Raw genomic sequence first — 12,420 nt, forward strand, 5'->3', positions numbered from 1 at the left:
CTTACAAGGTGACGTACTTGGGTAAGTGACTCTGACACGGCCTCGCTATTAGTTCTCGAATGTAATAATCAAGCAAACTATCGACAATCATACGTGATTAAGGCGAGGCTTGGCTGAGGAAGCCGCACATGTTTCTAGACTTTGCAGATGATTGGATTGCAAACGTATATCAGATAACCAATGCGACTTGGTTTGACATTTTTTCCGTATGGCGGAAGAACCACGTCCACCATTCAAAAAGTTGGCGACATGCGACACATCACTGCCATGGCTGCTCGCATGTGAGCAACGATTGGGAAGAGAACACTCGCGACAACCTAGATCGGGCGAAACCGTAAGCGAGAAGTTGCAGTAACAGTATCGACAACAGTCTGCTCAACGGTCTACAATGGAGCGGATCGCTGCGATTACGAGTAGAGATTACGCGCTTCTTGACCGAGCCATTGCACCGCGAATTAACAGGCGCCCCGTTGAGCGATGTCAGTCGCGCTCAGCGATGCGACGTGTGATGCTTAGCCTCGCCGATGCCAGGTGCTTGCCTCATGCGCCGAACATTCACCTCGTTATTAGCCAGCTACTCCTTTGGACGGCGAGATATTTCTGTGTCCCCCGCGACCGCACGATCTGACTTGCGGTGACCGATAACGAGCGGAATTGTGTCGGCTTTTCCTTTGCCATGGCGACGTGTTACTCGATGCCGCGACTATGGAGCCGGTTGCTGTCACAGCGCGACGCGACTGCCAACTCGAACGAGCTGAACTGTCGACGACCGTAACGACTTGCTACCATCAATGACAAGCCGATCATTCGTCCTAGGTCCGCGTCACTCAAACCGCGGCGGCGCCAACCGGACGTTCGCGTTGGCGCTCGCCGGCGAAGCGCGTTGACGATCGGACCGCGGTCGCACGGTTTCATTTTGACAGTTTGGATCGAAATGGCCGTGTCCGGGCTCGTCGGCGGCGACGGCACGCCCACGGCCGAGCCACCGAGATCGTCATAATGGCCGCTCTTCAATGACCATAGAATGCCGGTAGCCCGATAAGCTGGCCGAGCGGGTCGATCGAGGCGAATTTGCCCCAAGCGAGCTCGCAATTCGGTCGGCTGATCTACGTCATTGAGGACGATCCATCATGCGGTCGAGGATCACGGAAGCCGCGGGCCGCGCTGTGGCCAGCGACGGGTGAATGAGTGGCATCAATCGAGGAAGCGCTGTGCGTGGCTGGCGGCTTCGCGATTGAGCGCACGCAGCGTTTGTTCATTCGGACACCATTTCGGAGGGCTTGCATGGTTCTCTTGATTGAGCTCAGCGGCACAGCTGCGTTTGGCCTGACATAGGCCGCACACGCGCTGCAGATCGTGTAATACGTCGCCATGATGCACGGCGAACGCTTGCTCTGGAAGCCCCGCAAGTGCGAGCCGCTTACTTAAAAGCTCGGGTACGCCAGGACGTTGCGCCAATGTTCGAAACTCGGCCGTGGAGAGTCTGAGCTCACGGGCGATTACGTCGATATCCTGATGGCTCAAATAAGCCAGCTCGGACTGTCGAGACAGAATAGTCCGTAACCGGCTGATCAGATTTCCGAAGAAACTACCGCTGTGTTCGGGTCGAGTAACCATGTTTCACGTCCATCTCGCCACCCTTAGCTCATAGAGACACGTCGGCTTTTGACGCGCATCAAATAGGACCGGCGCTGCGATGAGCCTGAAGGCCACGGCTTCAGCGCCAAGACAGGTTGCTAGGGGCAGCCCCCGGCGACAATCCGAGAAAGCCAGCCGCTCACGCGCCGCGTGACGATACAACGCAATAAGTCGTTCTAGACGCGCGCCGGCTTTTTTGACCAGCATCAATACGTCGGTTGCGGCCTGCCGATAGAGATCACCTTCCCATCAAGGTCAGGTACATGGCAGACAGGAAAACTTGGCGCCCCATCATCTTTTCGTGCCCAAATACGGGCGATCGGGTCCAGGGCCTCCTGCCGGACGAAAGCACCGAGCCGGGAACCGACGTCCTGCACCCTGTAACGTGCGCAGCCTGCGGCGGAGCCCACTTCATCAACCTGCGGACCGGCGCCATGATCGGGGAAAGCCGCTAGGCCCAATTGGCGTGCGGGCGTCCCCTTTCTGGAACTCGCTTCGGTAATGCGAAGCTCTGGAACGCGCCAGTGGAGGCATATCAATCAACCAACAGGCGCCTCACGAGCGTTAAGAAGACTCCAACCAACAGAGAATGTGCAACATGACAGCGATGGCCAGCGCGGGCGCGCCGGGCGCAAGCTTCATTCAGGGCGGCGTCGAAGATGCCAACCGACACGGACTGGGGCTGGTCGGGATCGATCCTGCTGAAGCTTGGCATTATTCCGCAGCCGTGATCTGGGCTGCCGACTAATTCCCGCCCCCGCATGGCAATAGCGTCACGGCGGGGGCAACCGGCAGACCACTTGCTCGATCGAGACCGCGGGCAGATTGGACGCAGAACTGCTCGCGCGGCAGACTGGGGAGCTCGTCGGGCCTATTCAGAAGGATGCGTAACTTGTCAATCTGCAACTATGAACGGCATTCCGGTGCTAACGATCGGATTACCTGGGAACGGATCGAGACCGCCCCCTTTGATCGCGACCTGGAAATTGCCGTGATCGAGGGCAGCACCATTCACCGGCTGGTCTTCCCCTGCCGCCGCATAATCGGCGGCTGGATCGGGGCTAAGACCGGAGAACGCGTGACTGTACGGCCCACCCATTGGCGCAGCTGGCCCAGATAGTACCGGCGTCCTGTATTGTGTTGCCGTCGATACTGTTCGGTACTACCAGGCGAGAAACGTCTATCACGACAACGACAAATGCACTGAGGGCAACAACCTCGAACGGCAATATCTCGCCTCCGGCACTGGCGGGCGACCGCGCTGCGAACACTGCAGCCGCCTAGCTTAACTTACCGGAAGCCGTGGTATGCGGAAATTACCTGCCCTCGCTGCGGTCAGAGGACATGCTCAGTCCTTCGCGTTGCACGGTCCTGTTCCTCATTCAATCGAGGTGGAAGCGCTTTCGTCCCAGCGCAACGATTTCGCGCTCCGTAGGGTGATCGCTGGATTCGACGTGCACCGTGAGCGTTGACCTGGTCGTTTTCAGAAATTGCATGAGCTCGGTTTTCTCGTTGCCTGGCCCGATGATGAGCAGATCGGTGCAGTTACCCAGGGCTTCACTGACCCTGGCGAGGAATGTCAAGTCTCCGCGCGCACTCGCTTTGTGATGAGGGAATGACGAATGCGCGCGTACAGCCGAGGCGCTCACGCCAGTCAGCCCTACCGAGAAGATTTTGGCAACGCGGTAGTCGATCCAAATAACGGCGTGCGCTTGTGCTTGAACTGTCCTCTCGGTCATAAATGGGCGCTGCCTTTCCTTCCCGTCTCCCCTATCAGCCATAGTGTCATGACCCAAGCAATTCACTGCGGCCGACGAAGCCAAGGAGACTGCGGTACCAAACGCGTTCGGGATCTTTGTATACGCTTGTCTGCGCGACAATTTCACCAAGTGATGTATGGGAGGGGCTTATGAGAGCATGTGCGCATGCATTCACGCTCAGGTTGTTCTGGTCAGGTTTCCAAAGCCGCTTCAACCAGTTTCCAGTTCAGTTGCTTCTGATGATGTAACTCGCTCTCCGAAATCTTATTGACCAGTCGCCATGATCGTCGATTACCAGCGAGCCCGGCTGATCGACCTCCAGCAACGCTAGGCGGGTTTGGAACGCTCCCGCATTCGGCTAGTTCGTGGCGAACGAGCGCTACACCTGAGCAGCAGCGCGGCATGATCCCCGTGCTCTCGCCCGCTATAACTGTGACACTCATCATACAGATGCCTCTCTATTTGGAATTAGACCATTGCGCCAATCGCGCCGCGCCCGGATTGATCTCGCTCAAAAATAGAATCAACAATGACGTATTTGGCAGGTCACGTTGCATTCCGCAGGCCGGCCCATGCCCGGGATAGCCAGAGGTCTTTTACATTTGGGACCAGCAATGTTAGCCGCCGGCCCACTCTCGGCGGTTGGCCCGCTTCGTACTAACTTGTCGCGCTTTAGACAACATGTCGAGAAGCGGACGATGCGAGACCATCGTAGACGAAGTGGTTAAGGTCTTTGAATTCCGTCGCCCTGGCAGCGCGAGCGAAGTCGCCAAGGACTGGTACGGCGCTTGCTTAAAGAGAGCCGCGTCCGCGTCTCCTCACCATGGCGGCTAAATGCGTTCGCCGGTGATCGACCGAGACATCGGTCGTGCGACAGGGGAATGATCAGCATGTCCGGTGTTGCTGCTGCGTTTCTATGCTCTTCAAGCAAGTCACGGGCGACGGTTTATGATCGGCTCAAGCACATGGTTCCGAAACTTGCATTTCGCGGTCAGGCGGGGGTCGGCATTGCAGCTTTCATGCACAAGGAAGGTGTTCGATATGCGAGAGCGCTTCAGTCCTCATGCGACTCAGTGCGCATTGAGCACGATGAACAGGATCCGAATTTTAGGCCCCATGTTGCAATCGCCCATATCCGTAGCCGATGCCGCGAACCTAGCGGCGACGGACTCCTTCAGCCGATTCACATCAATGCGGGTACCAGCCGCCATCTGACAATTTCTTTTGATGGCGCTCTGGTCAATGGCCGTGAACTCAGGGGAGAATTGCTTGCCCAGGGCTATAGGTTGGGCAGCAACACAGATGCTGAGCTCTTGCTCAAGTGGATTGAAGGCTCTTGTGAAAGAGACTATTGGCGGCACGGTCTGCCCGTCAATTACGAAAACATCTTTCGCGACATTGATGACCGAATTGATGGCGCTATTAGCGCGATTCTCCTGGACGGAGAAGGAAATCTGGTTGCATACCGTAATCGATGTGGTTTGCGTCCATTGGAAACTATGCAAACAGATGACGGGTTCTTGCTGGTTGCTTCGGAAAATTGTGCTTTCGCCGGACTACAGGGCAAGACAAAACAAATCATGCCGGGCCACATCAAGTATGTAGATGGAACAACGGGCCGTTGCGTTGATCGTTCCGTGAGCAACGGGCAATACAAAGCCAAACTCTGCGCCTACGAAGCTCTTTACTTAGGAAATCCGAACACATCGGTCGAAGGCCAATCACATTTCGAAACCCGTTACAACATCGGAGCCGCCCTTGGTGGCCTTGTTGCGCAGCGACTGCAAGGAGAACTAGGCTCCACACTCACAATCGTTTCCTCCATGCCGCATACTGGCGGGCCGTACGCTGATGGTCTGTTTGCATCTCTCGTCGAATACGGCGTGTTCGCCCAGCGTCGGGAAGTAGTCTCAACGCAATTTTTTCAGCGAACTCTAATCGGTACACCCAGCGAGCGAAAGTCTCGCATTTCTCAGAAGTACCGTGTGTCGGGTACTCACCTTGGCAACACCACGATTGTAATCGTCGACGAGGCCCTCATTCGTGGCGATACCAGTCAGGCTGTCACGAATATGCTGCTTGCCGCTGGGGCCAAAGCCGTACATTGGGCGATCGGTTCGCCGCCCATAGTGGCTCCTAACTACTACGGCATGGGTATCGACACACTAGATGAGTTGGCATTCTGGCAGATATGGAAACAATTGCCGCCCGAACAGCGCACGCAAAGCCTTCGCTTTCACAAGATGGAGCCGCAAGATCTCAAAATCATCGAAAGCAATATCGCGGCATCCATCAACGCGGCCACGATAACGTATCTGCCGTTTCCTCTTCTAGTATCGTCGCTTCCCTGCCGGCAAGACGGCTTCGATCTATCACCATTTACGTTCGAGATGCCCACCCCAGCGGGACAGAAGCGCGCAAATCAAAACTTGCGCGAATTTTTAGCCGCTCTTCCTTATTCCGAATCAATCCCTGCCTGAGGTCGATCATGAAGCCCGTCCTCGTCTTTGATTGGAACGGAACGCTGCTCGATGATTCGTACGCACTGCTGCAGACGACCAATGCCATACTAACTCACTTTGGCCATGCGACGATCGACATGAACACCTTTCGGGAACATTGCGACGTTCCACTATCTCTTCTCTATCGACGTCTCGGAATGTCGGAAGACGAAGTTACCGCGCTTGATCGCGATGGAAACGCACTCTTTCACGACATCTACGAACCACTTGCGGACAACTCCGATCTGCGCGAGGGCGCGCGCAGGGTGTTGGAGTTAGCGCACCAAGAAGCAGCTTCGTCCATCATCGTGAGCAACCATATAGTCGATCCTCTGCGCTCCCAATTGAGAAGACTTGGGATCGACGACTACATCAACGATGTGCTCGCCTTTGAAAACCGCACTACCCAATATAAATCGATGAGCAAGGGAGAGCGGCTTCGTCTATACATGCAGAAAAACAACCTGAAGCCGGCGTCAACCTTCATCATCGGCGATATGCCGGTCGAAACGGATATCGCGCGCAATCTCGGACTCGTAAGCATATCCATTACCGGTGGATTTGTTTCGGAGTCGCGCTTGCGAGCGGCAAGTCCCGACTACACGATCAACAACCATCATGAACTGTTGCCGATCTTACAAAGACACGGCTATTTTCGGAATGCATAAGTCATGATTGCCGAACAGCGCTCACTCAACGTCGCCCCACACGCTGCGAAGCACAGAGTAGGCCTTATTGGACTCGGGCGCATGGGAACCGGTATCGGTATCAGCCTATTGCGTCACCAAATCGAGCTGCATATCAAAGCGAACAAAACTCGCTTCGGTGCGGATCGCTTGACTGGTGCAGGTGCCCATGAACATCCTTCGATCGCTGAGTTGGCGCGGCATGTAAGCGCCGTCGTGTTATCCCTGCCTTCAAGCCGCGAGGTTGAGGCAGTATGCCTTGGGCAAGATGGGCTGTTCGTCCATATGCCCCGAGGAGGGTTGATAATTGACTGCTCGACGTCTTATCCTGCTTCAACGGTCGCACTGGCTGAGCAGGCGCAAAAATGCGGCCTAAGCTTTATGGACGCTCCAGTAACGCGGAGCCCCGAACAAGCAGAGCTCGGCCTTCTCAACGCGATCGTTGGATCGAATGAAACGCTCTTTCCTGTCGCTGAGGGCATTCTTGCTGCATTTTGTGAGACCGTTCTTCATGTCGGAGATGTCGGACAAGGTCACAAGCTCAAGCTTGTTTACAACAGCATGACTATGGGCATAGCGGCGGTCGCCGCGGAGGTCTGCCAGTTTGCGTGCGGCCTTGACGTCGATCTCGTAACACTCCGGTCCTTGGTCGGTCGTGGGTCTACTAATAGCGGAATATTTCAAGCCTTCGTGTCCTTTTTGTTAGGCGAGAAACCCGATGTTCTGGCAATCTCAATCGCGAATTCCGCAAAGGATATTGAGTGCGCTGTGCGCCTGGCAGGCGAGAGCGCAGTTCCGGTGCCGGTCTTGGCTGCCGCCGCACACAAATTAAATGTCTCAGTTGACGCCGGCCAAGGCGGGCTGACGCTACCTCATTTGTCCCGTCCATAGATTCTTAGCCATATTGAGAGCGATCCAGGCAATCACGACCCGCGCAGCCGGCCCCCCCACTCAGGAGCTGGCGATGCTGCCGCAGGAGTTTTCGCTTTTACTTGATGAAGGCCAGCCGTGATCGATCGAGGGTTACCGTAACAGATAAGATTACAATGAGCCCGGTCACCATAATTTGGATGTATGTATGCACTCCTGCGATGTTCAGGCCATTTTGAAGTACGGCAATCACCAGCACGCCGATGAGCGTTCGATGCACGCCCCCTGAACCACCTGAAAGCGCGGTTCCGCCCATTACAACGGCGGCAATGGCTTGGAGCAGCAGATCATCGCCCATGCGGGCGGTACCGGTTGATGTTCGTGCGACAAGAAGTAAGCCCGCAGTTCCACAGAGCATCCCGCATACCACAAACGCGATAGCCTTGGTGCGAAGGACATCAATGCCGGAAAGTCGAGCAGCTACCCCTCCGGCGCCGATCGCGAACAAGGATCTTCCGAAGTGGCTTCTCGCGCCGATGAAGGACGCTGCAGCAAAAATCAAGAGCGCCAATACTCCCGAGTTTGGAATCCGCCCGATGATTGAACCAGACGCAAACCATGTGAGATCAGGACTCCGAAAGAACACGTTTACTCCACCACTAATCCAGGTCGAAATCCCACCAAGGATGGTCATTGTACCGAGTGTGGCCACAAAGGACGGCAGTCGTAGACGGAGGACGAGCACTGCGTTCATCAGGCCACAAAGAGCACCGACGGCTGCTGCTGCAAAAGCTATTCCGGTTGCACCGAAGTCAAAGTCACGGATTAGAACTGCCGATGAAATTGCTACAAGGGTCACGATGGCTCCCACGGAAAGGTCAAGCGCCCCCATGAGAATCACAAAAGTGATGCCCGTTGAGACAATCAGCAGGATCGACGATTGCCGCATCAGATTGAAGAGATTCACCCAACTCAAAAAGCGCGGGTTGATAAGGGCAAACACAATGACCATAGCCACCAGCAGCAACAACGGCCCGGCGGCATTTATGATCGGGCGGTAACGGGCATGGAACTGTTCTGCAATCCGCACTCTGGCCTTCAGACCTGATCTCGGCTCGGCGATTTGGGGCTCATACCATGTGTTGAACAAGTTCCTGCTCCGTTGGCTTGTGATCAGCAGGCGCGTTGCACTCGAATTGGATCTGTCCATCTCGCATGACGAGGATACGGTTCGACATTCCGATGAGTTCGGGGAGATCGTCTGTTACGAGCAGTATAGATACTCCGCGTTCGACCAAATCCCTCAGCAGACCGTAGATCTCTTGCTTCGCACCGACATCGACGCCGCGTGTCGGATTGTCGAGTACGAGCACTTGGACCCCCCGCGCGAGCCATTTGGCTATCACGACTTTCTGTTGATTACCCCCGGAAAGAAATTGGCAGAGCTGGGTTGGCCCAGCGCATCGGACGCGTAGCCCATTGATGTACTTTTCGGCCAGAGCCCGTTCTCTGGAGCGGGAAATGACGCCTGCCGGTCGCGACACGAGCGGAAGCGAGGCCAATGAGATATTTGCTTGAACTGACAAATAAGGCACGATGCCTTCAGTCTTGCGTTCCTTGGGAACGAATCCAACCCCGCGCATGATTGCAGCCTTTCCGCGTCCGCGCAGAGGCAGGATCTCGCCATTTACCTCGACGGTGCCGGCCGAGGGGAAGGGATCGAATCCGACGATCGTCCTGGCCACAGCCTCCTTGCCGCATCCGACCAGGCCGCCAATTCCAAGGATCTCACCTCTTCGGATATCAAAGCTGACATTCTTAACGTTAGGACCGCTTAGGCCTTTAGCTGAGACCGCAAGGGGCGCCTCCACGGGATTCAACTGACGCTTCTCCATGTAGTATTCATCTTCGCGAAACCGTCCTACCATCGCTTTATGGAGGCTTTGTTCGGAGATCTGTTCTCCTACGAATTCACCTACGTTCCGGCCGTCCTTAAAGACATAGATGCGGTCACAGAGCGCTACGTACTCGGCAAGGCGGTGGGTGATGAGGACGAATGATGCGCGGTGACGAAATCGCCGAATCGATTCAAAGAGAATCTGTACCTCTCGCTCACCGATTGCCGCTGTCGGTTCATCAAGCAGGATGATCGGGTGATCAATATGGAAGTACTCGGCCAGCGCGAACGCCTTGACGATCTCGATCATCTGTCGATGGTGAAAGGCGTAGTCACCCGTGCGGCGGCGGGGATCGATGTAGTCGAGCTCGAGGTCCTTCAGGTGTCTCTCGCTGAAGGCTATCATCGCGCTTCTGTCGACAATACCCGCCCGATTGCTGAAATTGGCTTCCAAGGAGAGGAAGATATTCTCGTAGACGGCCAAACTCGGAATAAGGGCCTGCTCCTGGAATACCATTGAAATTCCGGCCTCAACGGCCTGAGTATAGCTTAGCGGCCTAAAGCTCTTGGCAGAGAGCGTCATGCTTCCCGCGCTCGGGGGATAGATGCCGGCGATCATTTTGAGGGTTGTGGACTTGCCGGCGCCGTTTTCACCAGCGATTCCCACGATCTCGTTCGGAAAGATGTCGAGATCGATGCCTTCGATGACGGATGTCCCATTGAAGCGCTTCGATCCGTTGCGCATCGAGAAGATGGAAGCGCGCCCCTCCCTCATTTCACGTCCTCCGCACCCGCACGCTTTGTGTTTAGAAGCACAGCGAGCAGGATAACGATCCCTTGAATGATTGTTTGCAGATAAGGCGGCAGGGCAAGGATGTTCATGCCGTTAGACAGTGTCGTTATGAAAAGGACGCCGATTACTGTTAAGCGTACGTTGCCCATCCCTCCCGTGATAGCGGTCCCGCCTACGACCACCGCAGTGATCGTATCAAGCGTCATATACCCCCCCATCGTTACAGTGGCGGATCCAAGACGCGCGGCCAACAGCGCCCCGGCAAAGCCCGCAAGAACGCCAGACAAGGCAAAAGCCTGGATCTTGATCGTATTGACCCTGACCCCAATTAGGGCGGCCGTTTGCTCGTCGCTTCCGATGGCCAGCGTCATTCGTCCGAAGCGCGTGCGATCGCCCACGAACATCGCAACGACGAAAATCATCATCGAAATTAGGACCGCATTCGGGACCAGATTGATCAATGCAGCTTGGGCTAGATCGATGACGGCGGGGCTCGATACGGTTAAGGACCGGCCATCTGAAATGAAGAGTACCGCGCCTGAAAGCGTCGTTGCGGTTCCAAGCGTGACCAAGATCGAGGGGATTCTGAGGTAGACGTAAACAAGCCCGTTGATCAAACCGAACACCAGCCCGACGAAGCAAGCCACGGGAATCGACCATAATCCCAGATCTGGCGCCATCCGCGCAACCAACATGCCACAGAAGCTCGCAATCGCACCGATGGAGAGGTCAATAGAGCCCATCAGGATCACGAAGGTTGCGCCGATGGATGCGATGAGGAGGACAGAACTGGAAAGCTCAATCGCCCTCATATTTGCTATGGTAAGGAAGGACGGAGCAGCGACGCCAAAAGCGACGCATGCGATTGTAAAACCCACAATTGTCATGGCGCGCCGCCATGGCTCGCTATCTCTGCGGCTAGTGAGCGATGCTCCCGGCATTGGGCGATCCCATCGAATACGAATAAAGAATGGTGCCTCTCTCAAGAGAGAGGCACCATAAAGACAATCACTCAGGGATGTGTTGTTTGTAGTGATCGTTATATTCCGCCCTCAATTGATTGACGCAGCCGGCGTCAAACGCATCTTGGTAAGCCTTGGGAAACTTGTACCCAGCTGGCGAGCGACTTCCCCAATACGTCTTGACGTCAATCGGCCAAACCGAGTTCTGAGCATCCCAATCGTTGGGGTGAAGAACCCGCGACATTTTCCTCCAGTCAAAAGGAAGCTTTTCGCCGGCGAGGAACGACTGGTATTTATCCACATTTCCCGCCGTTATGAGGGTAGCTCCGGTGTACATCATGCGTTCACATGGGCTTGGTTTAAACCCCTTCGCAACGTCGTAAGCTCGCACGAGCGCGAAACCGGCTTGCCACTGCGGAGTAAAACCCATAGTTGCAAGAATTCGGCCTTCCTTCACCAGTTTGAGCGTTTCTTGATTACCATCAAGGCCGACGATCGGAATATGCAAGCCGGCGTCTTCGACAGCTTGCATTGCTCCCAATGCAATAGAGTCATTTTGACCGAAGACAGCGTCGATCTTGGAGTGTGCCACTATCAGGTCCTCCATGACCTTACGGGAGTCCACTTGATTCCATTTTCCCGGCTGGCGAGCAATGAGCTTGATATTCGGGTATTCAGCTAGCGCTTTTTCGAAACCGGCGGTTCTGGAGATGTCTGCATCGACGCCGGGGAAGCCGGTAATGTGAACGACATTGCCCCTTCCGCCGATCTTGTCAAAAAGCAATCTGGCAATTCTGTAGCTGTTATCGACATCGTCCGGCGTAAAAAACGTCGCAAAGGCATAGTTATCAGAACCGGCGTCCAAGGGATGGAAGCCAGGCAACGACTCCCAAACAGCAACGTGCACCGCGCCCGCCTTCTTCGCCATCTCAACGATGGGCTTTATGTTCGCTGCGACAAGGTTTTCGCCAAACGTAATTTTGACGCCTGCGCCGAACTGCGCCTCATAGATCTCGATTTGCTTCGCGGCATCACCTTTGCCAGAAAGGATGCGATAGTTCAGGCCTAAGGCTTTGGCAGCCTGTTCAGCGCCTTGCGACCAGTTATTGAAGTATTCGTTCTCTAATGTGGACACTTCGGACAAAACATCCTCAGCGTTCGCAGCGCCCGCAAATCCCAGAGATGCGGCAGCTGCAAAAAGGTAAGTCGATAGCTTGCGCATGTTTCACCCTCCTCGTGTTTGATCCTTTGATCGACGCCTCTAACGTGGACGGCTTGGGACCGTCTTCTTCTTGCTAAGTTGCGCGAGCCAG

10 protein-coding genes are annotated in these 12,420 nt (G+C 55.3%); 4 read left to right on the forward strand and 6 right to left on the reverse strand.

Going from position 1 to position 12,420, the window contains the following annotated elements; all coding sequences use genetic code 11:
- Positions 1-1,194: 1,194 nt before the first annotated feature.
- Complete coding sequence (locus RX327_RS30625) at positions 1,195-1,617, reverse strand: hypothetical protein (RefSeq protein WP_317248018.1); 423 nt, start codon at positions 1,615-1,617, stop codon at positions 1,195-1,197.
- 619 nt (positions 1,618-2,236) lie between these two features.
- Here RX327_RS30625 and RX327_RS30630 point away from each other — a divergent pair.
- Positions 2,237-2,386 carry a hypothetical protein gene (locus RX327_RS30630; RefSeq protein WP_283088201.1) on the forward strand — a complete coding sequence of 50 codons (150 nt, stop codon included), beginning with the start codon at positions 2,237-2,239 and terminating at the stop codon, positions 2,384-2,386.
- Between the two features lie 634 nt (positions 2,387-3,020).
- Here RX327_RS30630 and RX327_RS30635 read toward each other — a convergent pair.
- A complete protein-coding gene (locus RX327_RS30635; protein ID WP_317248019.1) occupies positions 3,021-3,377 on the reverse strand; it encodes a hypothetical protein in 357 nt (118 codons plus the stop codon).
- Between the two features lie 902 nt (positions 3,378-4,279).
- Between RX327_RS30635 and RX327_RS30640 the strand changes: the two genes are divergently transcribed.
- The 3 genes from RX327_RS30640 (at position 4,280) to RX327_RS30650 (ending at position 7,476) form a co-directional block, all read left to right on the forward strand.
- The gene (locus RX327_RS30640) at positions 4,280-5,878 is read left to right on the forward strand and encodes a hypothetical protein (protein ID WP_317248020.1); all 1,599 of its coding nucleotides are present in this window, start codon (positions 4,280-4,282) and stop codon (positions 5,876-5,878) included.
- Between the two features lie 8 nt (positions 5,879-5,886).
- Positions 5,887-6,567: an HAD family hydrolase gene (locus RX327_RS30645; RefSeq protein WP_317248021.1), complete on the forward strand. Its 681-nt coding sequence runs from the start codon at positions 5,887-5,889 to the stop codon at positions 6,565-6,567.
- Positions 6,568-6,648: 81 nt separating this feature from the next.
- Positions 6,649-7,476, forward strand: a complete 828-nt coding sequence (locus RX327_RS30650; RefSeq protein WP_317248022.1) for an NAD(P)-dependent oxidoreductase — start codon at positions 6,649-6,651, stop codon at positions 7,474-7,476.
- Between the two features lie 97 nt (positions 7,477-7,573).
- Here RX327_RS30650 and RX327_RS30655 read toward each other — a convergent pair whose 3' ends face one another.
- The 4 genes from RX327_RS30655 to RX327_RS30670 all read right to left on the reverse strand — a co-directional run bounded on the left by RX327_RS30655 (position 7,574) and on the right by RX327_RS30670 (position 12,329).
- On the reverse strand, positions 7,574-8,605 hold the full coding sequence (locus RX327_RS30655; RefSeq protein WP_317248023.1) for an ABC transporter permease: 1,032 nt from the start codon (positions 8,603-8,605) through the stop codon (positions 7,574-7,576).
- Positions 8,586-10,127 carry a sugar ABC transporter ATP-binding protein gene (locus RX327_RS30660; RefSeq protein WP_317248024.1) on the reverse strand — a complete coding sequence of 514 codons (1,542 nt, stop codon included), beginning with the start codon at positions 10,125-10,127 and terminating at the stop codon, positions 8,586-8,588. Before RX327_RS30660 ends, RX327_RS30655 begins: the two co-directional genes overlap by 20 nt.
- Complete coding sequence (locus RX327_RS30665) at positions 10,124-11,032, reverse strand: ABC transporter permease (protein ID WP_317248025.1); 909 nt, start codon at positions 11,030-11,032, stop codon at positions 10,124-10,126. Before RX327_RS30665 ends, RX327_RS30660 begins: the two co-directional genes overlap by 4 nt.
- A 121-nt stretch (positions 11,033-11,153) precedes the next feature.
- Positions 11,154-12,329, reverse strand: a complete 1,176-nt coding sequence (locus RX327_RS30670) for a sugar ABC transporter substrate-binding protein (RefSeq protein WP_317248026.1) — start codon at positions 12,327-12,329, stop codon at positions 11,154-11,156.
- Between the last annotated feature and the right edge of the window lie 91 nt (positions 12,330-12,420).

Origin of the sequence: Bradyrhizobium sp. BEA-2-5, from assembly GCF_032918025.1 — a bacterium.
GTDB classification, from domain to species: Bacteria; Pseudomonadota; Alphaproteobacteria; order Rhizobiales; family Xanthobacteraceae; genus Bradyrhizobium; species Bradyrhizobium pachyrhizi.